This window comes from Acinetobacter sp. NRRL B-65365 (assembly GCF_001605865.1).
Classification (GTDB): domain Bacteria; phylum Pseudomonadota; class Gammaproteobacteria; order Pseudomonadales; family Moraxellaceae; genus Acinetobacter; species Acinetobacter vivianii.
Genome location: NZ_LRPD01000005.1, coordinates 55,662 through 80,818, shown reverse-complemented (window position 1 = coordinate 80,818; position 25,157 = coordinate 55,662). Strand labels below are relative to the sequence as shown.

Sequence of the window (25,157 nt, the reverse complement as noted above, 5' to 3'; positions counted from 1 at the left end):
AATGGAAAACAATTTAATTTTACCCGCACTGATTTTAGTTCCTTTCATTGCTGGTTTTATTTGCTGGTTGGTTGATAAATTCGACCAGCACTTACCGCGTTGGATTGCCTTAATTGGTATGCTCATTACTTTTGGTTTGGGTATTGCACTTTGGCAAAGTGGTACATATAGCTACGAGTTGGGCGGTAAAGTCCCGACTTGGGCAGCTGAATTCCATCTTCCATGGATTCAGACTTTAGGTATTAGCATTCACTTGGCAGTGGATGGTTTATCTCTTCTTATGGTGTTGTTAACCGCATTACTTGGTGTACTTGCAGTTGGCTGTTCATGGGGCGAGATTCAAAAGAATGTTGGTTTCTTCCATTTAAACTTACTTTGGAGTTTAGGTGGGGTGATCGGTGTATTCTTGGCGATTGACTTATTCTTGTTCTTCTTCTTCTGGGAGATGATGCTTGTACCAATCTACTTCCTGATTGCGTTATGGGGTCATAAAGGTTCGAATGGTCGTTCACGTGTTTACGCTGCAACCAAATTCTTCCTCTATACACAAATCGCTGGTTTGATCATGTTAATCGGTATCTTGGGCTTAGTTGTCTATGGATACATGATGACAGGCATGATCGGTTTCGATTACAACTATTTATTGGCTGTTGCGAACCACTTGCCACCTGAAGTTGCTTATGCATTCATGCTGTGTTTCTTCATCGGCTTTGCGGTGAAATTACCAGTATTCCCATTACACGGCTGGTTGCCTGATGCGCATGCGCAAGCACCAACAGCGGGTTCTGTGGATTTAGCAGGTATCTTGATTAAGACAGCTGCGTACGGTTTGCTTCGTTTCGTAATTCCATTCTTCCCGGCAGCGTCAGCACAATTTGCTGATATCGCCATTATTCTGGGCTTGATTGGTATTTTCTACGGTGCTTTCCTTGCTTACCAGCAAACAGATATGAAGCGCTTACTTGCGTATACGTCTATTTCGCACATGGGTTTCATCTTACTTGCAATCTATGCAGGTAATATCCTGACATTCCAAGGTCTCATGATCATGATGTTGGCACATGGCTTGTCATCTGCTGCATTGTTCATTATGTCTGGTCAGGTTTATGAGCGTTTACACACACGTGATTTACGTTTAATGGGCGGCCTTCGTGGTCAGCTTCAATACTTACCATTCTTCCTGATGTTCTTTGTTGCAGCATTGGTTGGTGTACCAGGTCTAGGTAACTTTATTGGTGAATTCCTGATTCTTATGGGGTCATTTAAAGCTTATCCAGCTTTCACCATCATTGCAGCAGTGAGCTTGGTATTTGCGGGTCTTTATGGTCTGATCCTGATTCACAAAGCATTGTTTGGTGAACCAAACCCAGAGCAAAAACAGCACTATACCAGCCCGCTTAAAGATTTATCTGCACGTGAAGTCAGCATTTTGATGATCTGTGTGATCGGCTTAGTTTGGTTAGGTATTTACCCACAAACCTTCTTGGATATGTCACATTCAAGCATGCAGTGGTTAGTAAATAGTTATATGCCAGTACAAGAAGTTGTTGAAACTGTTCAACAGGCTGCAACTCAACTTGAACATGTGGAGATGCAATAAACCATGAACTTCACAATTTCTTTTTCTGAGCTGATGCCTTTAGCTCCAGTGATGATTGTGGCACTGACCGCAATCGTCGTGATGTTGTTGACTGCGATTAAACGTAATCACAACCTCATTGCGACCACTTCGGTTGTAGGTTTAAACCTTGCTGCAATCTTTATTGCATACACCATGTTTACTGGGCACTTTGCGCCAGTAAATGTGATGGGCATGTTTATGGTTGATCCATTTACCATGCTCTATCAATTCCTGATTCTGATTGCTGCCTTGGCGTGCTGTACCTTGTCTCATGCCTATATCGAGACCTATAAGGAAAACCGCGAAGAACTTTACATCTTGTTGCTGTCTTCAGTTGCAGGTGCAATGTTATTGGTTGCAAGCTCGCACTATGCAGCATTCTTCATCAGCTTAGAGTTGATGTCGATTCCTGTGTACGGCATGTTGGCGTATACCTATCAACGTAGCCAGTCTTTGGAAGCGGGGATTAAATACCTTGTACTTTCAGCGACTGCGTCTGCAATGTTGTTGATGGGTATGGCGTATATCTATGCTTATACAGGTTCATTGTCATTCTATGACTCTGTTCAGGCATTATTTACTGCAATCAAACAACCAATGGTGTTATTGGGCTTAGGCTTAATTATCTTTGCTGTTGCATTCAAACTTTCACTTGCGCCATTCCATAAATGGACGCCAGATGTGTATGCCGGTGCACCAGCGCCAATGGCAACCTTCTTGGCTACGGCTGCAAAAGTTGCAACGATTGGTTTATTTGTCCGTTACTTACTCACTTCTGGTGCGATCCTGATTGAGTCAATTGTGACAGTGATTACCATCATTGCAGTATTGTCGATTGTCGTGGGTAACTTACTTGCAGTACGTCAAGTTAACTTGAAGCGTATCTTGGGTTATTCATCAATTGCACACTTTGGTTATTTGTTGATTGCTTTGATCAGCATGACTTATGCAAGCTTAGGTAGCGTGACGGTTTACGTGATTACTTATGTACTCACCACAATCGGTGCGTTCGGTGCAGTTGCATTAATGTCTAGTCCGTACAACAATGTTGATGAAGCACAAAGTCTTGCAGACTACCGTGGTTTGTTCTGGCGCCGTCCGATCTTGACTGCAACATTGACTGTAATGATGCTGTCTTTAGCGGGTATTCCATTAACTGCAGGCTTTATTGGTAAGTTCCTTGTGGTGATGGCTGCGGTAACCACACAACACTGGTTCCTGGCTGCAATGATCGTTGTGGGTAGTGGTATCGGTTTGTATTACTACTTACGTGTGATGGTTGTCATGTACATGACACCACCAGATGTACCACGTATTGATGCTGATGCACACTGGGGTACTAAAGTGGGTGGCTTGATGGTGCTTGCTGCTGCATTACTTGTATTCGTATTGGGTGTCTACCCAGATCCGATGATTAACCTTGCATTGAAGGCTGAGATCATGTCTCCATTGCACTTTATGTTGTCTCAACAACAGTAATCGTCTGATTTGTACAAAAAAGCCTCCAAAATTGGGGGCTTTTTTATTGCCGAGTAAAAAAACGCTTTATAATAGACAAAGATTAACATTACCTAGGTACTCACTCGTGTCGATTCAAGAAATTCGTCATCCGCTTATTCGCCATAAACTTGGTTTACTACGTCGTTCTGACATCAGTACCAAGAATTTTCGTGAATTAGCGCAAGAAGTCACGATGTTACTGACTTATGAAGCAACAAAGGATCTTCCTGTTGTTGAGCATGAAATTGATGGGTGGGCAGGGAAAGTCTCAACTCAGCGTATCGCAGGGAAGAAAATCACAATTGTACCTATCTTGCGTGCTGGTATTGGGATGTTGGAAGGTGTACTGAGCCTGATCCCAAGTGCGAAAGTGAGTGTTTTGGGTTTAGAGCGTGATGAAGCAACGTTGGAAGTTCGTACTTACTATAAAAAGTTAGTGCCAGATGTTGCCAATCGTTTGGCTATGATCATTGATCCAATGCTTGCGACGGGTAATTCACTCATTGCTGCGATTGATGTATTGAAAGCAAGTGGCTGTAAAGATATTCGTGTTATGGTCTTGGTTGCTGCACCAGAAGGTGTTGCTAAAGTAGAAGCGGCACATCCTGATGTTCGCATTTATACTGCATCGATTGACCAAGGTTTAAATGAAGAAGGTTATATCGTTCCTGGTCTGGGTGATGCAGGCGATAAAATCTTTGGTAGTGTTCAAAAAGACTAATTTTTGACACATTCTTAAAAGAGACTTGATCTCATCCTGAAGCTGTTTTGAGGATTGATTGAAAGTCTCTTTTTTATTTTTATATACTGTCATCATCGCATTGAGAAAATAGGATAAATGTCATGAAGCAAGAATTCTATCAAGGCAAAGTTAAACAATATAATCCAGACAAAGGCTTTGGTTTTATTGGGACGTCTGAAGGGGATGTATTTTTTCATATTTCAGAGTATCCAGCCGGTGCTGAGCCGAAAAGAAATGAAAAAGTGAAATTTATCGTCGTTGAAAATGATGGGAAGTACAAAGCGACCAAGATTGAACGTCTTGATCCGAATCCTGCCAAAACCAAAAAAACCAAAATTGCTGAGCACAATAATTCGATTACGTCGGCATTATTGTCAAACTTCCGTCGCTAAATACACAACATTTATCCTTTCTTTATTTAGGTATCCACTTAAATATTATGAGAAAAGAGGCTTTTTAGCCTCTTTTTTTATTAGAATAGAAGCAATATAAAAAATAGAGTTTACACAATGTTTCTTGAGGGAAAAATTAAAAAATACAATTCAGAGCGCGGTTTTGGTTTTATTCAGGTAGAAGGAAGAACATCAGATATTTTCTTTCATATTACTGATTTTCCAAAAATGGCTGGTGAACCGAAACTAGGGGAAAGGCTTAAATTTCTGATTGTTGAAGAGCATGGAAAATTTAAAGCAACTAATATTGTTCGATTGGACTTAAAAAGGGAAAGCCCGATTTCTGAAATCACTCCTCATGAAAAATTGACTGTACCAGCGTTATCTAACAGTACTCAAGAGACTTCCAAGAAAGGATTAACATTTACTATTGTAGGATTGATTGTAATTATAATTTTGAGTGGTTTAGTTTTTCATAAGTATCAAGCTTATCAGCAATCAAAAAAACTAAAAGCTGCTCAGTTGATCGAAGAGCAAAGGAAGATTGTAGAACAACAACGAAAAGCTATTGGTGAATTGCCAGAGGTGAAATTGTCAGAAAAAACCAAGAGGGCACTCGAATCTAGTCATGTCCAATCTGTTCAGAACGAACCATCTACTAAAGCAAATAACCAATTCCAGTGTGATGGACGAGAGCACTGTTCCCAAATGAGCTCTTATGAGGAAGCATTGTTCTTTTTAAAAAATTGTCCTAATACAAAAATGGATGGTGATGGGGACGGTATTCCTTGTGAACGTCAATTTGGGCGTTAAATACGTAGCATAGCCGGTGAGGGAGGGTGCTATTTAAATAACACATGTTATTGAATAGGCTAAAATTATTATAATAAACATAGAGTTGTTAAGGTAGCTCTTTAGACTCTGAGATGAATTTCCGAGGTTGCTTCTTATTGTTAAAGTAATAAATAGTTATTACTTTGTTAATGGTTTTTATTATCATTTGTTAATTTTTCTTATATACTGTGATCAAATTTTTATCGGGGTATGGTCACTTGAAAAAGAATATATTGTTTCTATCTCTCATTGCATTACCTATGTTTGCTGTGGCCGAAGAAAACACAGTTTTGCCAACGATTACGGTGAAGGCCGACCAACAAGACAGTTATGCTGATGGCAAGCTTAAGAAAAACTCAAACTTGGGTAGTTTAGGGAATAAATCCATTATTGATACTCCATTTTCAGTAGTGACTTACTCAGATAAATTAATTCAGGATCAACAAGCCGCAACTGTTTCTGAGGTTCTAAGAAATGATCCAAGTATTCGTGAAACAACCAATGCAGGACATTTAAATGAAAATGTCCAAATCCGTGGCTTTAGTGTGGGTTTTGAAGACTATAATTTAAATGGTTTGTTTGGAATGGCTCCGACAGGACGTATTCCGACGGATATTCTTGAATCAGTTACGTTATTAAAAGGTCCGAATGCTTTAGTGGCAGGTATGGCACCAGCAGGTAGTGTAGGTGGTGTGGTCATGGCACAGACTAAACGTGCAAATCGAGACCTGACCCAAGTATCTGCCAGCTACGAAGATGGGGGATATTATAAATCTGGTTTTGATATCTCTCGCCGTTTAGGCACAAATAATGAATTTGGTATCCGAGCGAGCGGCTCTTATGGTACGGGTGAACATCTTATTGAGGGAATGGACGATACCAATGCAACAGGTGTCCTTGCACTGGACTATACAACAGATCAATTAAAACTAAATTTTGATGCCTATGCAATGCGAGATCATAGGGAGGGCGGTTCTCCAGCCATGGTTTCAATGGGGACAATCAAACAGGTGATTGCCGCTCCAGATGGTAACAATAATTACTTTCCAAAAATTCAAGGGAAACAAAATAGCCAATATGCAGGCCTATCTGGTGAGTATAAATTTAGTCCAGATTTAAAAGTATTTGCGGGAGTTGGCTATACGGAAAAAGAATATTCAGGCCATCTGTTTGGTACGCGCATGATTGTGCAAAATGCTGAAACGGGTGCGGCAAAGTCTCAATATTATAGAGTAGGGACGCAGGAACATAATGTTGCTGCAAACACAGGTCTGGAAGCAAAGTTTGAAACAGGCGTTATTAAGCATACTGTTGGGGTACGGGCAGATTATTTAACACGTAAATATTGGCAGCATGGTGCTGCAACAATGTCTGCTTTTGATACCAATTTGTATCATCCTGAAAATAATGGAGCAATGCCGACAACTTATCCTGAAATTGTCCCTTATGCTGATAACAGGTATGTGAGTTATACCTTGACTGACCAGCTTTCAATGCTAGATGACAAGCTACAGCTAATTCTCGGAGCGCGATATCAAGATCTTGATACCAAAAACTTGTTTAAAAAAACCGATTACTCAGCAGATAAGGTTTCACCAAGCCTTGGTATTGTAATTAAACCTTTTGGTGAAAATATATCTTTTTATGCAAGTTATGTTGAAGGTTTATCAGAAGGAAAATCTCTTACTGATCTAAGCTATAAAGATGATGTCAACTATAATAAAACTTTTGCTCCTTATCAGACTAAACAATATGAATTAGGTGCAAAAGTCCAGCAGGGTTCATGGTTAAATACTTTGGCGATATATCAAATTGAAAAACCTGATTTGATCACAACAAAGTTTACGACTGCTGATGCAAATAAGAAAACACAAATTACTACAGACGATGCTAAAACTCGCTCACGTGGTGTTGAATGGACGTTTGCTGGCAATTTAACTCAAGATTTGAGTGTGATTGGAAACATGGCTTATATCGATGCGAAATATAAGAAAACAGCTCTGGCAACAACGACAGGTAAAACCATATATGGTATTCCCGACTTTACAGCAGGGTTGAACCTGAATTATGCGATTCCAACTCTAGATGGTTTAAGCCTAAATGCTGGTGCTACCTATGTAAGCAAACAGTATTTAAATAGCGATAATTCTTTAGAGCTGCCTGATTACACTATTTTTGATTTAGGTGCGAAGTACGCAACTAGACTCGGAGGCGTGAATACAACTTTTAGAGCGAATGTTGATAACGTTGCCGATAAAAAGCACTGGGCAGGTGTATTTAACAGTGACTATGCCATCATTGGCGCAGGTCGTACTTATAAACTTGGTGTGAGCTTCGACTTCTAAATCAAACTGCATAAAAAATGCTTCCAAGTGGAAGCATTTTTTATTTAAAAAGTTAAACCTTTGCTTCGCAAAATTGCAAAAAGGCTTTTAAACCAGGCCCTTGATATTTTTGGCGATGTACCAGCATATAAAGCGGACGAGTTAATTCCCAATAAGGCGTATCTAGAATGACCAACTGGCCTTTTTCCTGAAGAGGTTCAATCGCCAGTTTGGAAATACATGACATGCCCAAACCACCTGCGACTATTTTTAAAATCGCCTCATTATGACCCAGTGTTAAACGGATATTGGCATCTGGTAAATCTTGTAAAATGGCATTATCAAACACTTCACGTGTTCCTGAGCCTTCTTCACGTAAGATCCATTCTACCTCATCAAAATCTGCCGGTGTAATCGGGCGGTTGAGCTGTGCAAGAGGATGATCAGGCGCACAACATACAGCCAGTTCATCATTACGCCAATGAATACATTGTAGTTGTGGTAAATGACATGAACCTTCGATTAAGGCGAGATCAAGCTGAAATTGATTCACTGCTTCAATCATTTGACGGGTATTACCCACTTGCAGTTGGAGATGCGCTTGCGGATGACGCTGTAAAAAATCAGCCATCAAATCAGGCATTAAATAATCGCTGATGGTGAGTGTTGCCCCAAGGCGTAAATCAATGCTTTGCAACTCGCCTTTGGCCGCTTGTTCAAAAGCTTCACAACGTCCTAAAATCTCAAGCGCTTGAGGAAGTAAAAAACGTCCTAGATCATTCAGTTGTAAGCGTTTTCCCAGACGGTCGAATAGTGGTGCGCCCAGACCATCTTCTAAATCTGCTAAGGCCATACTTGCCGCACTTTGTGTGAGACGAACAGCATCACTCGCTTTGGTTACAGTTCCCTCTTGAGCGACCGCCACGAAAACAGCCAATTGGCGTAATGTCATGCGCATGTTAAATAGCCTTAATGTTTTGAGTATCCATCATTTATTCGATCATGCTAACATGAGCCTACTGTTTCGTGCCACGTTCAAATCATGTCAATTGAAAAATTTAGCGTAGAAAAGGTTTTATCTGTACACCGTTGGGCAGACAATCTGTTTAGTTTTACCATGACCCGTCCAGCCCATTTTAAATTCACCGCAGGGCAGTTTGCCCGTATTGGTTTAATGGTAGATGGCGAACTGGTGGTTCGTGCTTATTCGGTGGTGTCTTCACCCTTTGATGAAACGCTAGAATTTTTTTCAATTGTGGTACCCGATGGCGCATTTACCTCAAATCTACAACACCTTAAAGTTGGTGATGAGCTGTATCTGGAAAAGATCTCGTATGGTTATTTAACCCTTGCGCGTTATCAGCAACCTTTACCGCAGGATTTATGGTTGTTGGGGACAGGAACTGGTCTGGCGCCGTTCTTATCGATGCTGCAGGATTTCGAAACATGGAATAAATACCAGCATATCAATCTGGTTTATAGCGTTCGTACCGAGTCTGAACTGGCTTATGTAGATCGTATTCAAGAAATTGCAGCGCTGTTTGGTGAAGGGCATACGGGCTTTAAATTTGTCCCGATCATCACGCGTGATCCAGAGGCACCATTACATGATCGTTTACCTGTGCTGATTGGCAATGGTGAACTGGAAAAAGCCGTTGGCTTGGATTTGAATCCAGCCAGCAGTCATGTGATGTTATGTGGTAATCCGCAGATGGTGGAAGACACTAAAGAAGCGCTAAAATTGCGTGGTTTAATTATGAATCGTCGTGGTGAAGGTAATATTGCCGTAGAAAATTACTGGTAACAGACTTCGGTTGAGACGATTCATCTGAATGGGAGAGGAGGGATATGTTTAGTGAACAAACATATCCATAAATTCACGGATTTCCTGAATTGCCGTGTCTACATCGGTGGTTAACCAAGTCGGTTCAAATAACCCAATGTAATGCTCAAGGCGTTCTTGAGGAACGACCAGACGTACAGGACAATCTTCTTCCAGTAAACGCCACGGCAAGATGGGAACTTCATTATCTAAAAAAGGCTGTACATTACGAATATCAATGATCATGGCATTGATACAGTCTGGTAATGGCATCACCGAAAACTCTTCTGTGCGACGACGAAAATATTCCAGATCACCCCATTTCAGGATATAGCTTGGCTTATTAAACTCAATAATTCCAATCAAATGTTCATCGCGTGTGTGATGTAAAAAACATTGATGTGTTACATCAGTGTCCAAATCAAGAGAAACACTTTGTTGGCTATAGGACATAAAGCAAAACATTTAAAAAACGGGACTGAGCATTATAGCTTATTTTTGTTGCCCGCTAAAGCCGCCTATATTTTAAACAAAAAATAAAATAAAAAAAGTAGAGTTCTGCAACCAGTGCAACGATAGTCCGAAGCTTCTTCACACAATGCTACACAGCACATTGCTAATATAAATATTGAAAAGTAATAAGGATGAGGGCTGCTATCATGCATGATTTTAGTAAGCCACAACCCCATGTGGCGAGCAAAGAAGAAATTACCAAAAAGAGAAGATTACCCGTTTATATTTTGATTCTGGTGGGAATCTTCCTGATTGCATTACTTGTTTATATGGTTGCTGATCATTCAGCCAATCCAACTGCACAAGTGATCCTGTCACAAATGCAGTCGGCAGTTCTGAATGCTTAGACAAGCATATTTTAAGACCGAGAATTAATTCTTCAAAAAGCTCATTGGTGTGAATCAATGAGCTTTTTTGCAATATTTTGCGCACTTTTTGTTGTATTAGTGCTGCCATTTATTGATTGGAAAATAGACAAAAATTATGGTGGAAGCATCCATAAATCATGTTCTTAGTTCATAGAGCAACCATGGGTGGACTGTACAAGACTGAAAAACACAACATAAGGATAACAACATGAATGAATTTTTTAATGACCCCTCCAACCGAGGAGGATTTGATGCAATGTATTATTGGGATCAATTTCACCCAATTTTAGCTGCAATTGTAATCTTGCTGGTCGGCTGGATTATTGCTCTGGTGGTTGCAGCGGGTGTAAAAAAATTACTGCAAAAACTTGATACCAATCATAAATTGTCGTCTGCAACTGGTCGTACCCCAAATATTGAGAATCTGATTTCCAAGCTGGTATTCTGGTTTATCATGATTCTAGCGGTTGTGGGTGCATTAAATGTCTTAAATATCAGTGGTGTGAGTGATCCATTTAGCAATATGGTCGGGCGGATTCTGGCCTTTATTCCTAATCTGTTTGCTGCTGTTGCAGTCGGTTTTATTGGTTGGATTGTTGCACGTTTGGTACGCGCAGGATTAACCAATGTACTTGCCAGAACCGAGCTTGATGAGAAGCTGAGCGGTGAGGTCGGTGTGAGTTCACTGAGTAGCAATATCGGTGAGATTTTTTACTGGCTGGTTTTATTATTGTTCTTGCCGATTGTTTTATCGATTCTCGGTTTAACAGGTTTATTAATTCCTGTACAGAACATGGTGAATGATGCCGTTGCTTATTTGCCGAATCTGTTTATTACAGGTGTCATTATCTTCGTCGGTTATATTCTTGCGAAGATTGTACGTGGCATTGTTGAAGGTTTAAGTAATAGTTTGGGTTTACAGACACAGGCTGAAAAAGTAGGGCTATTTAAAAATTCAAATGTCTCTAAATTTTTAGGCTCTTTTGTCTTCGCCGTCATTATTATTACCACTTTAATTGTGGCATTTGAAGCACTAGGTATCGAAGCGATTTCTCAACCAGCGACATCAATGCTGAATGAAATCATGCACGCGATTCCACAAATTATTGCGGCAGGCCTGATTTTAATTGTGGCTTATATTGTTTCGCGTTTTGTTGGACGTTTAGTGGCTGAATTGATTTCAGGTGCGGGTGTCGATGAAATTCCAATGAAACTCGATATTCAGCGTTTCCTTGGACAAACACGTGTTTCAGATGTGGTTGGCTGTCTAATCGTATTCTTCACCATGCTATTTGCTGTTTCAGAGGCAGCGAATCGTCTGGGGCTGGAACAGGTGAGCGTACTTATCGCCATGTTTATCCAGTTCGGTGCAAGTATCCTTCTAGGTGCAGTGATTCTGGTAATCGGCTTCTGGCTGGCGAATGTGGTTGCCAATGTCGTTCAACGTGGTGAATATAATAGCTCTCGCTGGTTAGGTAATCTGGTCCGTATTTTAATTATGGGACTTGTGATTGCGATGGGCTTGAAAGCAATGGGTATTGCCGATTCTATTGTTAATCTGGCCTTCGGTTTAACACTGGGTTCAGTTGCAGTCGCATTTGCATTGGCCTTTGGTTTAGGCGGTCGTCAACCTGCAGAGCGTTTACTTGGTGATTTACTAGATAAGGCAAAAACAGAAGGTAACAAACCAAATCCGTTGCATAAGGATGAGGTTAAGCCAGCAGCGCCTGTGAGCCCAACACCAACAGCGCCAACAACTCCAGTGAATCCTGTGAGTCCGACACCAACTTCATCAGATACTCTGGTGAATCCAACACCACCAACTCCGCCATATTCGGATGAATAGTAAAAAATAATCTTTGATTTTTTCAATCAATTCGACCACTCTAAGCAGGGTGGTCGTTTTGTTTTTATTCGCACTTTTGGTCTTTATTTGTAATGCTGTCCAGAGTTGTTAGGACATACGTTTTGCATCCAGCTCAGCTCACAATGTGGAAAATTCTGAGCGAAGTGGAATGAGCAAGTTGCGCATTCGATTGGGTCGAAGTGAAAACTTGGCCTAAAAAGCAATTCATTTATAGATAAAGTCCCCATAGTCTCTCAATAAAAAGTTAATAGGAGAACAGAATGAAGAGGCCAAATCGTGTATTTGCACCGATTATTATTGCAGGTATTACTGTTGGTTTTTTGGCAAGTGCTTACAAATTTGTCGTGGCGAAATCAAGCCCAACCAAAGAGAAATCAATCGAAAATACCCAGAAAATCCCATCTTCGGAAGCTGCTAATTCTTCAGATGAACCACATTAAGTATTGATTCATCTGAAGCCAAAGCGAAGGGTAAGTATCAAAACCGTATTTAAACGAATTGGGCTGCTGCCTGTGCAGATGACCATGCCCACTGGAAGTTATAACCGCCTAAGTGTCCTGTCACATCCAGTACTTCACCAATAAAATATAGGCCTTTCTGCTTCTTACTTTCCATGGTTTTTGATGAGACTTCGCTGGTATCTACACCACCCAGTGTCACTTCTGCTGTGCGATAACCTTCGGTTCCAGACGGTTTAACGGAGAAGGCATGGAGTTGTGCTGCAATCTGCTCCAGTTGAAGGTCGCTTATATTGCCAATCGCAGTTTCACTTTGCTCTGCCCAGATCAATTGCTGTAATTCAAGTACGATGCTTTTGGCGGTAAATTCGCTCAACAAGGTTCGTAACAGCACTTTAGGCTGAGATTTTTTCTTTTCTTTGAAAAATTGAGCGAAGTCCTGACTCGGAAAGAAATCAATTTTAAAGCTTTCACCGACATGCCAATAGTTGGAAAGTTGCAAAGCGCTTGGGCCGCTGAGTCCGCGATGGGTAAAGAGCAAGGCTTCGGTAAATTGATGACGTTCATTGATTAACGTTGCATCTAGCGCATTGCCGCTTAAACGGGTGGTCACTTCTTTAAATTGATCTGAGAAGGTAAAGGGAACGAGACCTGCGCGTGTTGGGTAGACATGATGTCCGAACTGCTGTGCAAGCTCATAACCAAAGCCAGAACCGCCTAAAGTTGGAATAGACAAACCGCCTGTCGCAACCACGAGTGATTCACATTGATAAGTCCCTTGACTGGTTTCAATGATAAAGCCTGAATCTGCTTGTGCTTTGACTTGCTGTACTTCGCAATGGGTTTGAATCTGTACACGTTTGGCTTTATCACATTCTGAAAGTAACAGCTCAAGGATTTCTTTTGATCCTTTTAGGGTAAAAAGCTGACCGTGCTTGCGTTCTTCATATTCAATTCCGTATTCACACACCAGACCAATAAAGTCCCAGTTGGTATAGCGGGTCAGGGCAGAAATAACGAAATGTGGATTTTCAGAAAGATAGTTCGCAGGCTCGACATCCAGATTGGTAAAGTTACATTTACCCCCACCAGACATCAAAATCTTTTTACCGACTTTATTGGCTTTTTCAAGCACTGCAACCGAGCGCCCACGTTTGCCTGCTTCAGCAGCCAACATCAAGCCTGATGCACCTGCACCTAAAACAACAACATCAACTTGATGGATCATGGGGGAAATACTCAAGAGCGGAAAAGCGGGCAATTATAAAAGATTTATGCAGCTTTTAGTATGTTTTCAATTTTCCTTGTAAACCACCTGTGTGAATCGCAATAATACGGGTATTTTCTGGGAAATGTTGCTGCTGAATCAGGTCAAAAAGTCCCATCATCATTTTAGCGGTATAAACCTGTTCTAATGGAATCGCATATTGCTGTTCAAACTGTTGCATAAATTGCAGTAGCGCTGGACTGGTTTTGGCATAACCACCGCAACAATAGGCATCAGTTAAAGACCAATTTTTTTTATCAGTCCACTGTTGAATGTCTTGTTGCAGAAAATCCCCTTTTAAGGCAGAAAAGCCCAGCACATGCTGTCGATCTGAACTGCTTTCAATCAGCCCTGCAATGGTTCCGCCTGTACCAACGGCACAGCAAATCACGTCATAATTTTCTCGATCATGAGCAGAGAGTATTTCCTGACTGCCTAGCAAGGCAAGTGTATTGGTTCCGCCCTCTGGAACGATGAAAGCTTGCGGATATTGTTGTTGTAGCTGTTGTAAATACGCGGCTTCATGGCGCAGTCGATATTCGACCCGACTCACAAAATGCAGTTGCATACCGAAATCATGCGCAGTTTGTAGTGTTGGATTTAAGACTTGCGAAGCCAACTCGTCTCCGCGAATAATGCCAATACTTTGAAAACCAAAACGTTGAGCGGCATACGCCGTTGCGGCAATATGGTTAGAAAAAGCCCCACCAAAAGTCAGTATTTTTGAGCAGCCTTGTTGCTGTGCGGCAAGCAGGTTGTATTTGAGTTTGAAAAACTTATTACCTGAAATGTGGGGATGAATCTGATCCAGACGCTTCACAGTGAGTTGAACTGGCGCAGGAAGATCTAAGGTCTGATAGGGAGTGGGAAAAGCAATGTGATCAAACATCTTAGATCATGAAAAAAGAGCTTGATCACATTGTAAATGGATTTGATTGAGAATGTCAGTATGGTTTAGGAACTGGTGTCTACCGAAGTAATGACAGACATCCCTGGACGTAAATTTTCCATCCCTTTCTGATTTGGATCTACGGTGATCCGTACAGCAATACGTTGTACCACTTTGGTGAAGTTACCTGTCGCATTGTCAGGCTTCAATACACTGAATTCTGAACCAGCGGCAGGAGAAATCTGCTCTACCTGTCCAGTGAACTTCTGATGATTCATCGCATCCACAGTGAAATAGGCCTTTTGACCAATTTTCATATTGGCAATTTGAGTTTCCTTAAAATTAGCAATGACCCAAGTTTGTTGGGGAATTAAATAGAGCAGTTGTGTGCCTGCTGCAACGTATTGTCCCACACGCGGATTGACTTCACCGAGTTGACCATCCAGTGGCGCAACAATAGTGCTGTAATCCTTGGTGGTGTTGGCTTGATCCAGTTGTGCCTGAGCGCTATTTACTTGCGCTTTCAAGCCTGCTTCAGCGACTTGCGCCGTTTTTAAGGCTTCTTGTGCAACCAGAATATTGGCTTGCGCCTGTTTGAGTAAAGCAAGGTTATTCTGTGCATCAGCCGCAGCTTTATCCTGTTCTGATTTTGAGGCAGCGCCACTATCGCCCAATTGTTGATAGCGTTTAAGTTGTGCGACAGATAGATCGTATTGCGCCTTGACCTGATCCAGTTTGGCTTGGGCTGCAACCACATCTGCCTGACGTTGGGCAATGGCTTGAGTCTGATTGGCAAGGCTATTTTCCGCTTGTTCTACCCCAGAAACAGCTTGCGTCACCTTTTGGTCATAGGTGGTTGCATCAATATGCATGAGTACCTGACCCTGTTTAACATGATCAAAGTCCTTGACCAGAACATCCTTGATATAGCCATTAATCTGTGAGGAAAGAATAGTGGTTTTACCTTTCACATAGCTATTGTCAGTATGTTCAATCGCTGAATGGAATGGCCCGATTCGCCATGCCCATAAAATAATCGTAATTCCGACAATTAACACCAGCAGCATCCACCATAAGGTTGAACGCTTGGTCTTGATCAACTTACTGGTTGGCGGTGGAGGAGGCGGTGGCATTTGCGTCACAGCTTCTGGTGCCTTTTCAGGTTGAACCGTCTGGTTTTGCTCGTTGTTCTGAGCATTTGTATTTTCTGGTTTATCTTGTTCAGACATAATGTTTTCTCAATCAAATACCATAAGGGTTAACTGGCTGCTTGCAGATTTTTTCGGGTCATGTACTTATTACGTACATATTTAAATAACCCCCATAGCAGTAAAACAACAGCAAAAATGCCATTTAATACAATTACATCGTTATAGGCGCGAACCTGTGCTTCGCGTGTCACCACTTTATTCAGGTTTTGTAGCGCCTGATTATTTTGTAGAACGGGATCATTGGTGGTTACCATTGCACTATGCTGATAAGTCTGTAAGCGTTGTGCAACCAAAGGATCAGTCGGATTAAGATTGCTGTTAATCTCGACTTTATAACCATAAGTATGATGTTGCTGGTAAGTATTAAAGAAGGATGAACCGACCAGACCACCAAAGTTTTGTGTGGCTGAAAAAAGAATAATAAAGGTTAAGACATATTGAGGTCCACGCTGTAAAGTTCGCATAAAGCCCATCAATAGTAATGGCCCGATAAACACGCCACCTGCAAAGCTCACTAAAAATTGACTGCGATAGAAATTGGCTGGACGCACATCACTGGTCAGGTGATAGTCCAGTGCACAGGCAATGAAAATCAGGATTTCAGCAAGGAACAAATTTAAAATGAGCCGCTCGCGATGGAAGGTCAAAGCACTAAACACTGAACCTGCAATCGTCCCACAAAAGATCACCACATATAGGGGAACAAATTGATCCGGCCCCATACCCATGGTTTTCAAAAAATTCACCGCTGCATAACTTTGTTCTGACATGAGCAAACGTAATGCAAAGGCACTGAAAACAAAACTGAGTAAATCACCAGCCGCTAACCAGCGGGTCATAATTAATGGATTGGTCCGATAATGTTCGTAAGTGAGGCCCAATACAATCAGACAAAAACCTGCGATCAAGATATAAGCCAGCCAAGGACTATCGAACCACCACAGAATAGGCCCTTGAGTCAGTACAATACAGAGGCAGGCGAAACCGGGTGCCAACAGGGCAAAGGTAAAGAAATCCTGCTTCTCAAAGACCTGCAGACGTAAGCTACGTGGTAATTTGAGTGAAACAACCATTGCAAAACAACAGATGGCCAGACCTAATTCAAAGGTATAAATCACATCCCACGGATTTGCTTTGAGTAGGAATGGCGAAAGAATCCATGCCAATGGCAATCCCAGTTGCTGAAATCCGAAAGCCAGATAAATCCCTTTAGCCATATCTGCTTTGCCAAAAGCTTGCATGGTGTAATACATGCCAAGTGAACTGAGTGGCGCTGCGGCCAAGCCTGCAATAAAGCGGGCAAAGAGTGCCATTTCATAGGTTTGTACAAAGAGATGCAGAACCAGTACGCCAATAAATACCAGTAATCCCAGTTCTGAAAACAGGCGTAAGCCATATTGTTGCCGAGCTTTAAACAGAATCAGGTTGGCACTGACATTGGCCATGACATAAGACGCAGGAAGCCATGCTGCCTGTGATGGTGTTAAACCATATTCACCCTGAAAGATGGGCAAATTGGCAATAATAAAACCATTACTGAGACTCGCCGCGATACTGATAATCAGGCCAATTATAAAATAGGCAATACGTTTTGGTCGGGTATGCGCAATAGCTGCAGGCGAACCCGGTAAGGCCGGGCGCTCTTCAGCAGTCCAATCTGGGGGAGTCTCTAGATAGCGAGGGCTTTTATCCATTTTATTCCTCGACCTACACTTTAATGCCGTTTAATAATAATTCTATTGCGCGTTTTGCCAGTCTTAGCTGATCGCTCGCCTGATGTCCTTGAAATGATGCCCCTAAAATCCCCGTAATCATACCGAAATCTTGAGGGGTAAGATCAGGACGGCATAATTGGTGCTGAATCGCTTGATCAATCAGAGGCTGTAGCGCTTTATTCCGTCGTTCATAAATGTTTAGCATGATTGGGTCTTCACGATCAATAATGCGCCAGTAATCAATTAGCACGACGAGTTGAGGTATTTGTTCAATATGGCTTTCAATTAAGCGGATAAAACCATCATTAAAGATAAGTAATTCTTTCGCCTTTTGCTCCAGACGGGTAATGGCGCGTTCCAGCAACGCTGCGATCAAGGCTTTACGATCGGCAAAATTACGATAAAAAGTTGCCCGCCCAACACCAGCATGATCAATGATGGCCTGTAGAGGCACATGCACACCTTGCTTGCGGAAAACTTCCTCTGCGGCATTGAGGAGTTCATCACGATTGTGAGCCGCCAATTGCTGACGTTTTACCATGACCAAAGCTCGTGGAATATTTAATGTGAATTAAACGGACATTTTTGTCCGAAGTAAATATGTAGCAGAAATTTATTTTGTTTAATTTAGGTAAAAGTCATCATAGAAGGTACTTTTCTAAGTCCATACAGTGTTAAAAAATAAGACTAAATCAATCATGAATAAAAACGACAATCAGGTGAAGTATGCAGGGATTTGTACAACGTTTTGCAACAGGGATAAAACATCGTCCATATCTCTCCGCAACTTTTAGCTTAGGTTTGCTGATCTATGCAGCATTGCACTTTTTTACTGACTGGAAATGGGCTACCTGCTTGCAGTTAGGCTGGAATATTGCGATTTGGCTGTATCTATTCCTGATTTTGAAAATGATGTGGCATTTGGATGCAACACATATTTTAAAACGTGCCCAGCAACAGGATGAAGGGAAGTGGGTGATCTTAACTGTGGTACTGATTGCGATCGTGGTGTGTTTTATTTCGATCGTGGTGCAACTCAGTCATGTGCCGAAAGATTTTCCCATTTTAAAAAGTGCACTGATTCTGTTGACCATTGGCACAATATTTTCAACTTGGTTATTGCTGCATACTTTATTTGCGATTCATTATGCCCATGACTATTATCTGGCAAAAAGCCGTCACCAAGAAGCGGGGCTGGATTTTCCCAAGACAGATCAACCTGACTATCTCGATTTTATTTATTTCAGCTATATCATTGGTACGTCTGCGCAAACAGCAGATGTGTCCATTACCAGTTCATCGCTTAGGCATTTAAATATTTTTCATTGTGTACTGGCATTTATCTTTAATACGGTCATTTTGGCGGTTGCGATCAATGTTGCGGCAAGTTTGATTGGATTTGATTAATAACTTATTTTTATTAATTAAATTAAAATTGATCATTTTTATTTTTTATTGTGCTTGGCTATTTTAAATAGAGACAGGCATAGCAAGGATAAAAACATGACTACCCAGCATCAAGTCAATCAACAGCAATATCAAGATAAATCTCAGGCCTATTTAAGCAGTACTGTGCATGCGCAGGGGATTGAATTTCAGAAAATGCAGCAGTTGATCCAGTCACATCAATTTAAAACAGTGTTGGATTTGGGCTGTGGCGGTGGGCATGTCAGCTATCAAGTTGCACCGTTTGTAGAGCAGGTAACTGCCTACGATTTAACGCCGTCGATGGTGGAGTTGGTTGCTGAACAGGCCCAACAACAAGGTTTCGATAATATTATGACTCAGCAGGGTGCAGCCGAGACATTGCCTTTTGCAGACCAAAGTTTTGATTGCATTATTACCCGCTATTCAGCACATCATTGGCACAATGTCGCACAAGCGATGAGTGAAATGTATCGTGTCGTAGCGCAACAGGGCAAAGTGATTATTGTGGATATTTTAGGAAATTCAAATCCGGTGATGGATACCTTTTTTCAGACCATTGAAACGATTCGCGATCCAAGTCATGTGCGTAATTATAGTTTGGGAGAATGGGCACGTTTTGCTGAATATGCAGGATTTACGCTAGAAATTGTTGAAAAACAACATTTAGATTTAGAATTTCAGAGCTGGACTGAACGGATGAAAACACCCGAATATGCAGTTCAGACCATACAGGATTTGCAGCACAAAGCTTCTGATCAGACACGTCAATATTATCAGATTCAGGCAGATGGTTCATTTCGTAGTGAAGTGATGTATCTGGTTTTGAGTCGGGCATAGGTTTTTAATGAAAGGAATCGACTCAAAAATATTGAGTTAAAGCGATAAAATGAGACTGCAAATCAAAATTTATCTATCACCTGCATCCTGTTTTTAAGTAAAATCATTGCTTGAAAATTATTCTAATCTAGAGGTTATCTTGGAATCGTTATTGATTTTAGGCTCAATTGCGTTGGCCTTAATGTTGGGTGCGATTAGCCCAGGCCCTACATTTATTTATGTAGCGAAGAACTCAATTGCGATTTCACGTAAACATGGCTTATTTACCGCTTTAGGAACAGGCACGGGCGCAGCCTTGTTTGGTTTGCTTGCGGTTATGGGTTTACAGGCAATTCTATTAGCCGTGCCTTCTGCTTATATCGCTTTAAAAGTATTTGGTGGACTGTACTTACTTTGGCTGGCGTATAAGATTATCAAGCATGCCAAAGAGCCGATGGAAACGGTGAATGGAACTGTAAATCGCATGAGTTATGCACAGGCTTTCCGTTTGGGGCTCATTACCCAGCTCAGTAACCCAAAAATTGCCATTATTCTTGCCAGTATTTTTACTGCATTATTACCGAAAGAAATCCCAAGTTATTACTATGTGGTGTTACCAATGCTGTGCTTCTTTATTGATGCAGGTTGGTATTCGCTGGTGGCTGTTGCATTGTCAGCAGAAGGGCCACGTAAAGTTTATTTAAAATCCAAATCGTTGTTTGATCGTATCGCTGGTGGTGTGATGACACTGTTGGGATTAAAGCTGATCTTTGGAATGAAATAATACCATAGCGAAAGCGACCAAGAAGGTCGCTTTTTTATTGCCTAAAATTCGCTTATTCAGCTTAATCTTTAAAATGTACCGGAATCCATTGATAGCTCTTACCATCCGCTGAATAAATATGTCCAATCCCTGGGAACGGTAAATGTGGTGTAGCAATGGTTTGTCCATTTTTCGCGAAATCAGCAAACTGTTTTAAACGGGTTGCCACTGCTTTTTTAGGATCAATGTCATATTCAATCGCAGTTTTGGGCTGATCAAATTGCACGGTATGTGAATGCACAATATCTCCAATAAAGACCACACTTTCGCCTTTGCTTTTTAATTCATAGCTAAAGTGACCGGGAGTATGTCCAGCCGTGTTAATGACTTTAAAGCCCTGAATTTCATCACTAAGTTTATAAGTTTTAAAGCGTTGCTTGGCTTGGTAAGGCGCAATAGCTTGTTTAATTTGCTTCACCGTTCCTTCATAACCTGCTTGTTTATCTTTTGGAAGCTTGGCTGCCTGTTTGGGATCTAACCAATAATTGGCTTCGTCACTAGAGACATACACGGTTGCATTGGGGAAATTGGCAACGCCATCTTTGCTGATGCCACAGACATGATCAGGGTGTAAATGTGTGAGTAAAATGGTATCGACTTGTTCAGGTTTGTAGCCCGAAGCAACCAGATTTTTTAGGATTGAACCTAAATGTGGGCCAAAACAACTGGCTGCACCGCTATCGACTAAAACCAGAGATTTTCCTGTATTGACGAGGAAAGCATTGATAGAAGTCTGTACACCTTTCTCTTGATCAGCATAGTATTTCTTTAAGATTTGTTGGATTTGTTGCGGTGAAATATCTTTAAACAGACTTGGCGACATAAAGTTAGTGCCATCGAGCAGGGCGGTAATTTGTACATCACCGACTTGATATTGATAGAAGCCTGCAACCTGTTTTTGTTGTTCAATGACTGGCAGGGTTTTGTTTGTTTCTGCATGGCTCAGTAAAGGGATGCTGCTCAAGAATGATGCTGAAAGGAGTAGGGCTATTTTTTTCATTTATAGATATTCTCAAGTTTAGTTGAATTGTCTACTTTTTAGCATGGATATCTATTCTTTAAAAGGAAATAATCTTTATAGAAGAAACACTATAATCTCCGATTGCTTTATTGTTTGTAGATCCGCTTGGGCTGGAAGAAAACTACAACCTATATTTAGTTTGAGAAAGTTTATTTGATTAAAAGTATTGACTATTATTTTGATTTTTTCCATTCAATAACGGCACAAATCGTAGTAATTGGCAGGATGAAAACAAATTGTAGATATAAAAAAGTCACCAACCATTCGTGAGCAAATTGTGAAAGCAGCAATAAAAGAGGTGCCCATAATAAACTAGTAAAACAGCCGTAAGCGATGGCTTGGTATAGATTTGCATTTACTAACTTGTCTTTGAATATATGTAAAAATAACTCACCAGTAATATAGGCGGGAATGTAGCCAACGACATAGCCGACTACAATCGCAATTAACATTAAGCAAAGCATAGGAATAACCACACTGGGTGTGATTAAGCTTTGTAAAAAACGGGCTGGATGGTCTAAATAAATCAAGATATGGAAACTGATCACAATGATAAATGTTCCAATAGTTGAACCATAACGTATAAAGGTGGTTGTCGCTGAGTTATTTTTATTCATTTTCAGATTCTTTTGATTTATTTAAAAAATAACATAAAAGGGCTTCCGAAGAAGCCCTTTATATCTTTATTGATTAAGACACTTTATCGCCCGGTTTCGCACCAGATTCAGGTGAAATCACCCAAACACCTTCGCCATTACTTGCGGCAAGTACCATCCCGTTAGAAATACCAAAACGCATTTTACGAGGTGCAAGGTTAGCCACCATCACCACCAATTTGTTTTTTAAATCTTCTGGTTGATAGAATTCACGAATACCACTAAACACATTACGCGGTTCAGCTTCACCGACATCTAAAGTCAATTGCAACAATTTATCAGAACCTTCAACAGTTGCAGCTTCTAATACTTTTGCTACACGAAGATCAATTTTCATGAAATCTTCAATACCGATAATTTCAGCTTCACCTACTTTCGGCTCAGGCTTTTTCTCGGCTTTCTTTTCTTTTTTCTTCTCTACCTTTGGCGCTTCTGCCGCCGTAGCTAAAGAATCTTTAGATGCATCTACCATTGCAGCAACAGCTTTGGCATCAACACGTTGCATTAAAGGCTGAAATTGCGCAATTTCATGACCAACTAAACTTTGCTGACGTGATGCAAAGTCAAAGCTTTCAAGTTGTAAAAAGGCTTGAACTTGTGCCGCAAGCGTTGGTAAGACTGGCGCCAAGTAAATCGCAAGTTGACGGAATAGGTTAATACCCACCGAACACACATCATGTACTTGTTGCTCTTGACCTTCTTGCTTCGCAAGTGCCCACGGTTTTTTCTCATCAATATACTGATTGGCACGGTCAGCCAACGCCATGATTTCACGGATTGCTGCCGAGAATTCACGTGCTTCATAAGCTTGTGCAATTGAATCGCCTGCATCAATAAAGCTTTGAACCAGTTCAGACTCTGCACATGTGTTCGACAACGTATTATTGAAGTTGGTGTTAATGAATTTTGCACAACGGCTGGCAATATTCACTACTTTACCGACGAGGTCAGAATTCACTTTCTGAACGAAGTCATCTAGGTTCAAATCTGAATCTTCGACTTTGTCTGAAAGCTTAGATGCAAAGTAATAACGTAAATATTCAGGATTTAAGTGCTGTAAATAGGTTTCAGCTTTGATGAAGGTACCGCGAGATTTCGACATCTTCTGACCATTCACGGTCAAGAAACCATTTACGAATAAACCTGATGGGGTACGGTAGTTCGCACCTTCAAGCATTGCAGGCCAGAACAGCGCATGGAAGTAAACAATGTCTTTACCGATGAAGTGATAAACTTCTTTATCGCTGTCTTTTCTCCAGAAATCATCAAAGCTTAAATCTGGACGTTTGGTTTTGATGTAGTTTTCAAAACTTGACATATAGCCAATTGGTGCATCAACCCAAACGTAGAAATATTTGTTTGGCGCATCTGGAATTTCAAAACCGAAATAAGGTGCATCACGAGAAATATCCCAATCCGATAAACCTGCTTCAAACCATTCATCTAGCTTGTTGGCAATCGAAACAGGCAGACGACCTTGATCACGCGTCCATTTCTGTAAGTATTCTGAGAAATTCGGAAGTTTAAAGAAATAATGATCCGATGATTTCTCAATCGGCGTTGCACCGCTCAAGGTTGAGCGTGGGTTTTCCAGTTCAGTGGCGTTATACGTTGTACCGCAGACTTCACAGGCATCGCCGTATTGATCTTCAGCCTTACATTTCGGGCATGTGCCTTTAATAAAGCGGTCAGACAGGAACATACCTTTTTCAGGATCAAATAACTGGGTAACAGGGCGAATTGCAATATTGCCTGCTTCACGGTTTTTGATATAGATTTCTTCTGAACGTGCTTTGTTCTCATCACTGTTGGTTGAATCATAGTGATCGAAATGCACGCCAAAACCATCAAAGTCACGGATATGTTCTTTCTGAACATTGGCAATTTGCTGTTCTGGGCTGATGCCATTGGCTTCAGCACGTAGCATGATCGCTGTACCATGAGCATCATCCGCACATACATAAGTCACATCATGGCCCATTGCACGCATTGCACGAACCCAAATATCTGCTTGGATATAACCGAGTAAGTGACCCATATGGATAGGACCATTGGCATAAGGTAGGGCATTGGTGACTAAAATTTTACGCACGGATATTGTTCTCTCATTCGTATTTGCAAGGCAGATGATTTTACATGACTTGACCCCGACTTGCACAAGGGATTCAGTGAAATCTTTTCAAGCTAGGTTCGGAGGCAATTTTGACGGCTTTATACAGACTTCATTTGCCCTAGAATTAACGATATTACTTCTGGATGGACTTTATTTTTCTCTCTAATATCTTGTTCTATAGATCATGTAAATTGAATTTATATTTAGCATTTATGATGTTATTTGAAGATGATTATCTGAATTTATCTTATAATAAATTTTACATGCTTATTTTATCAGATGTTTTTGTAAGTTGTTGATATTTATATTAAATAAAAAGAGAAATAAATGAAAAATTATCATGGTGAGCAGATTTCTTTTGTCTGGTGGTGTATCCGTTCAGTTATTTCGGGCACAGTTGCAACGCTCAGTATCGTGATTTTTGTTTGGGGATTTTTGATTTATGATCAAACGTTTTCACCTCAAGAACTCTCTAATGGGGCTGTTAGAGGAGTTGCTGCAATCATCATGTTCACGCCAGTTTTAATTGGTTGGCATAGCTTTCTTTATTTTATTAGTTATTATTTTTTACGTCATCCAAAAAAGTTAATCGACATCTCTCAGTTGCTAAAAGGCATAGGTTTTTTATTAGGAGGGTATGTCATTAATTTTATTGTTGTATGGGGGCTTCCAGATTTTAATTTAGAGTTATTTATGACGTCTATTTTCTTATTTATGGTTATATTATTGCCATTTATATTAGGCTTTATAATTGCAAATATATTCAAAAAATAGAGA

Annotated in this window: 24 protein-coding genes; 14 read left to right on the top strand and 10 right to left on the bottom strand. The window is 40.8% G+C overall.

Annotation, left to right across the window (positions count from 1 at the left end; all coding sequences use genetic code 11):
* Position 1: 1 nt before the first annotated feature.
* The 6 genes from nuoM (at position 2) to AWW72_RS03460 (ending at position 7,434) form a co-directional block, all read left to right on the top strand.
* Positions 2–1,600, top strand: a complete 1,599-nt coding sequence (gene nuoM / locus AWW72_RS03485) for an NADH-quinone oxidoreductase subunit M (protein ID WP_004770779.1) — start codon at positions 2–4, stop codon at positions 1,598–1,600.
* Positions 1,601–1,603: 3 nt separating this feature from the next.
* Positions 1,604–3,100, top strand: a complete 1,497-nt coding sequence (gene nuoN, locus AWW72_RS03480) for an NADH-quinone oxidoreductase subunit NuoN (protein WP_004770781.1) — start codon at positions 1,604–1,606, stop codon at positions 3,098–3,100.
* A 106-nt stretch (positions 3,101–3,206) separates the two neighbouring features.
* The gene (gene upp, locus AWW72_RS03475; RefSeq protein WP_004770784.1) at positions 3,207–3,842 is read left to right on the top strand and encodes a uracil phosphoribosyltransferase; all 636 of its coding nucleotides are present in this window, start codon (positions 3,207–3,209) and stop codon (positions 3,840–3,842) included.
* Positions 3,843–3,964: 122 nt separating this feature from the next.
* Positions 3,965–4,255, top strand: coding sequence for a cold shock domain-containing protein (locus AWW72_RS03470; RefSeq protein WP_062846464.1), 291 nt, complete (start codon positions 3,965–3,967; stop codon positions 4,253–4,255).
* A 117-nt stretch (positions 4,256–4,372) separates the two neighbouring features.
* Positions 4,373–5,068, top strand: a complete 696-nt coding sequence (locus AWW72_RS03465; RefSeq protein ID WP_062846463.1) for a cold shock domain-containing protein — start codon at positions 4,373–4,375, stop codon at positions 5,066–5,068.
* A 281-nt stretch (positions 5,069–5,349) separates the two neighbouring features.
* Entirely contained in the window at positions 5,350–7,434 is a 2,085-nt protein-coding gene (locus AWW72_RS03460) for a TonB-dependent receptor (RefSeq protein ID WP_081410356.1), read from the top strand.
* Between the two features lie 52 nt (positions 7,435–7,486).
* Here the strand turns inward: AWW72_RS03460 and gigC are convergent, their stop codons facing one another.
* Complete coding sequence (gene gigC, locus AWW72_RS03455) at positions 7,487–8,371, bottom strand: LysR family transcriptional regulator GigC (RefSeq protein ID WP_004770787.1); 885 nt, start codon at positions 8,369–8,371, stop codon at positions 7,487–7,489.
* Between the two features lie 84 nt (positions 8,372–8,455).
* Here gigC and AWW72_RS03450 point away from each other — a divergent pair, with 84 nt between their 5' ends.
* Positions 8,456–9,217, top strand: a complete 762-nt coding sequence (locus AWW72_RS03450) for a ferredoxin--NADP reductase (RefSeq protein ID WP_047430907.1) — start codon at positions 8,456–8,458, stop codon at positions 9,215–9,217.
* A gap of 48 nt (positions 9,218–9,265) precedes the next feature.
* Here AWW72_RS03450 and AWW72_RS03445 read toward each other — a convergent pair whose 3' ends face one another.
* Positions 9,266–9,688 carry a hypothetical protein gene (locus tag AWW72_RS03445; RefSeq protein ID WP_004770789.1) on the bottom strand — a complete coding sequence of 141 codons (423 nt, stop codon included), beginning with the start codon at positions 9,686–9,688 and terminating at the stop codon, positions 9,266–9,268.
* Positions 9,689–9,894: 206 nt separating this feature from the next.
* Here AWW72_RS03445 and AWW72_RS03440 point away from each other — a divergent pair, with 206 nt between their 5' ends.
* The 3 genes from AWW72_RS03440 (at position 9,895) to AWW72_RS03430 (ending at position 12,423) form a co-directional block, all read left to right on the top strand.
* On the top strand, positions 9,895–10,095 hold the full coding sequence (locus tag AWW72_RS03440; RefSeq protein WP_005256177.1) for a hypothetical protein: 201 nt from the start codon (positions 9,895–9,897) through the stop codon (positions 10,093–10,095).
* 229 nt (positions 10,096–10,324) lie between these two features.
* A complete protein-coding gene (locus AWW72_RS03435) occupies positions 10,325–11,962 on the top strand; it encodes a mechanosensitive ion channel (RefSeq protein WP_062846462.1) in 1,638 nt (545 codons plus the stop codon).
* 281 nt (positions 11,963–12,243) lie between these two features.
* Positions 12,244–12,423: a hypothetical protein gene (locus AWW72_RS03430; RefSeq protein WP_005256180.1), complete on the top strand. Its 180-nt coding sequence runs from the start codon at positions 12,244–12,246 to the stop codon at positions 12,421–12,423.
* Between the two features lie 49 nt (positions 12,424–12,472).
* Here the strand turns inward: AWW72_RS03430 and AWW72_RS03425 are convergent, their stop codons facing one another.
* The 5 genes from AWW72_RS03425 to AWW72_RS03405 form a co-directional block, all read right to left on the bottom strand.
* Positions 12,473–13,669: a BaiN/RdsA family NAD(P)/FAD-dependent oxidoreductase gene (locus AWW72_RS03425; protein ID WP_005256181.1), complete on the bottom strand. Its 1,197-nt coding sequence runs from the start codon at positions 13,667–13,669 to the stop codon at positions 12,473–12,475.
* A gap of 55 nt (positions 13,670–13,724) precedes the next feature.
* On the bottom strand, positions 13,725–14,597 hold the full coding sequence (locus AWW72_RS03420) for a 1-aminocyclopropane-1-carboxylate deaminase/D-cysteine desulfhydrase (protein ID WP_062846461.1): 873 nt from the start codon (positions 14,595–14,597) through the stop codon (positions 13,725–13,727).
* 65 nt (positions 14,598–14,662) lie between these two features.
* Complete coding sequence (locus AWW72_RS03415) at positions 14,663–15,826, bottom strand: HlyD family secretion protein (protein WP_004770795.1); 1,164 nt, start codon at positions 15,824–15,826, stop codon at positions 14,663–14,665.
* A gap of 29 nt (positions 15,827–15,855) precedes the next feature.
* Positions 15,856–17,502, bottom strand: coding sequence for an MFS transporter (locus AWW72_RS03410; RefSeq protein WP_004770796.1), 1,647 nt, complete (start codon positions 17,500–17,502; stop codon positions 15,856–15,858).
* Between the two features lie 13 nt (positions 17,503–17,515).
* Positions 17,516–18,064 (bottom strand): TetR/AcrR family transcriptional regulator, encoded by a 549-nt coding sequence (locus tag AWW72_RS03405; protein ID WP_005256189.1) that lies wholly within the window; start codon positions 18,062–18,064, stop codon positions 17,516–17,518.
* 185 nt (positions 18,065–18,249) lie between these two features.
* On the opposite strand from AWW72_RS03405, the gene AWW72_RS03400 reads away from it, so the two are divergent.
* The 3 genes from AWW72_RS03400 to AWW72_RS03390 all read left to right on the top strand — a co-directional run bounded on the left by AWW72_RS03400 (position 18,250) and on the right by AWW72_RS03390 (position 20,551).
* On the top strand, positions 18,250–18,930 hold the full coding sequence (locus tag AWW72_RS03400) for a DUF1345 domain-containing protein (RefSeq protein WP_062846460.1): 681 nt from the start codon (positions 18,250–18,252) through the stop codon (positions 18,928–18,930).
* A 96-nt stretch (positions 18,931–19,026) separates the two neighbouring features.
* Positions 19,027–19,788 carry a class I SAM-dependent methyltransferase gene (locus AWW72_RS03395; RefSeq protein ID WP_062846459.1) on the top strand — a complete coding sequence of 254 codons (762 nt, stop codon included), beginning with the start codon at positions 19,027–19,029 and terminating at the stop codon, positions 19,786–19,788.
* Positions 19,789–19,927: 139 nt separating this feature from the next.
* Positions 19,928–20,551 (top strand): LysE family translocator, encoded by a 624-nt coding sequence (locus AWW72_RS03390; RefSeq protein ID WP_062846458.1) that lies wholly within the window; start codon positions 19,928–19,930, stop codon positions 20,549–20,551.
* 61 nt (positions 20,552–20,612) lie between these two features.
* Here AWW72_RS03390 and AWW72_RS03385 read toward each other — a convergent pair whose 3' ends face one another.
* The 3 genes from AWW72_RS03385 to metG form a co-directional block, all read right to left on the bottom strand.
* On the bottom strand, positions 20,613–21,590 hold the full coding sequence (locus tag AWW72_RS03385) for an MBL fold metallo-hydrolase (protein ID WP_062846457.1): 978 nt from the start codon (positions 21,588–21,590) through the stop codon (positions 20,613–20,615).
* Between the two features lie 194 nt (positions 21,591–21,784).
* A complete protein-coding gene (locus tag AWW72_RS03380) occupies positions 21,785–22,228 on the bottom strand; it encodes a hypothetical protein (RefSeq protein ID WP_062846456.1) in 444 nt (147 codons plus the stop codon).
* Positions 22,229–22,301: 73 nt separating this feature from the next.
* Positions 22,302–24,359, bottom strand: a complete 2,058-nt coding sequence (metG, locus tag AWW72_RS03375; protein WP_062846455.1) for a methionine--tRNA ligase — start codon at positions 24,357–24,359, stop codon at positions 22,302–22,304.
* A 348-nt stretch (positions 24,360–24,707) separates the two neighbouring features.
* On the opposite strand from metG, the gene AWW72_RS03370 reads away from it, so the two are divergent.
* Positions 24,708–25,154, top strand: a complete 447-nt coding sequence (locus AWW72_RS03370) for a hypothetical protein (RefSeq protein ID WP_062846454.1) — start codon at positions 24,708–24,710, stop codon at positions 25,152–25,154.
* Positions 25,155–25,157 lie beyond the last annotated feature (3 nt).

Excerpts from the sequence above, each read along its gene's own strand:
- AWW72_RS03380 (WP_062846456.1), bottom strand. The coding sequence starts at position 22,228 with ATGAATAAAAATAACTCAGCGACAACCACCTTTATACGTTATGGTTCA.
- AWW72_RS03470 (WP_062846464.1), top strand. The coding sequence starts at position 3,965 with ATGAAGCAAGAATTCTATCAAGGCAAAGTTAAACAATATAATCCAGAC.
- AWW72_RS03385 (WP_062846457.1), bottom strand. The coding sequence starts at position 21,590 with ATGAAAAAAATAGCCCTACTCCTTTCAGCATCATTCTTGAGCAGCATC.
- AWW72_RS03430 (WP_005256180.1), top strand. The coding sequence starts at position 12,244 with ATGAAGAGGCCAAATCGTGTATTTGCACCGATTATTATTGCAGGTATT.
- AWW72_RS03370 (WP_062846454.1), top strand. The coding sequence starts at position 24,708 with ATGAAAAATTATCATGGTGAGCAGATTTCTTTTGTCTGGTGGTGTATC.
- AWW72_RS03425 (WP_005256181.1), bottom strand. The coding sequence starts at position 13,669 with ATGATCCATCAAGTTGATGTTGTTGTTTTAGGTGCAGGTGCATCAGGC.
- nuoM (WP_004770779.1), top strand. The coding sequence starts at position 2 with ATGGAAAACAATTTAATTTTACCCGCACTGATTTTAGTTCCTTTCATT.
- AWW72_RS03450 (WP_047430907.1), top strand. The coding sequence starts at position 8,456 with ATGTCAATTGAAAAATTTAGCGTAGAAAAGGTTTTATCTGTACACCGT.
- AWW72_RS03435 (WP_062846462.1), top strand. The coding sequence starts at position 10,325 with ATGAATGAATTTTTTAATGACCCCTCCAACCGAGGAGGATTTGATGCA.
- AWW72_RS03410 (WP_004770796.1), bottom strand. The coding sequence starts at position 17,502 with ATGGATAAAAGCCCTCGCTATCTAGAGACTCCCCCAGATTGGACTGCT.
- AWW72_RS03415 (WP_004770795.1), bottom strand. The coding sequence starts at position 15,826 with ATGTCTGAACAAGATAAACCAGAAAATACAAATGCTCAGAACAACGAG.
- AWW72_RS03395 (WP_062846459.1), top strand. The coding sequence starts at position 19,027 with ATGACTACCCAGCATCAAGTCAATCAACAGCAATATCAAGATAAATCT.
- AWW72_RS03420 (WP_062846461.1), bottom strand. The coding sequence starts at position 14,597 with ATGTTTGATCACATTGCTTTTCCCACTCCCTATCAGACCTTAGATCTT.
- AWW72_RS03465 (WP_062846463.1), top strand. The coding sequence starts at position 4,373 with ATGTTTCTTGAGGGAAAAATTAAAAAATACAATTCAGAGCGCGGTTTT.
- AWW72_RS03405 (WP_005256189.1), bottom strand. The coding sequence starts at position 18,064 with ATGGTAAAACGTCAGCAATTGGCGGCTCACAATCGTGATGAACTCCTC.
- AWW72_RS03400 (WP_062846460.1), top strand. The coding sequence starts at position 18,250 with ATGCAGGGATTTGTACAACGTTTTGCAACAGGGATAAAACATCGTCCA.
- AWW72_RS03445 (WP_004770789.1), bottom strand. The coding sequence starts at position 9,688 with ATGTCCTATAGCCAACAAAGTGTTTCTCTTGATTTGGACACTGATGTA.
- AWW72_RS03460 (WP_081410356.1), top strand. The coding sequence starts at position 5,350 with ATGTTTGCTGTGGCCGAAGAAAACACAGTTTTGCCAACGATTACGGTG.
- gigC (WP_004770787.1), bottom strand. The coding sequence starts at position 8,371 with ATGCGCATGACATTACGCCAATTGGCTGTTTTCGTGGCGGTCGCTCAA.
- AWW72_RS03440 (WP_005256177.1), top strand. The coding sequence starts at position 9,895 with ATGCATGATTTTAGTAAGCCACAACCCCATGTGGCGAGCAAAGAAGAA.
- nuoN (WP_004770781.1), top strand. The coding sequence starts at position 1,604 with ATGAACTTCACAATTTCTTTTTCTGAGCTGATGCCTTTAGCTCCAGTG.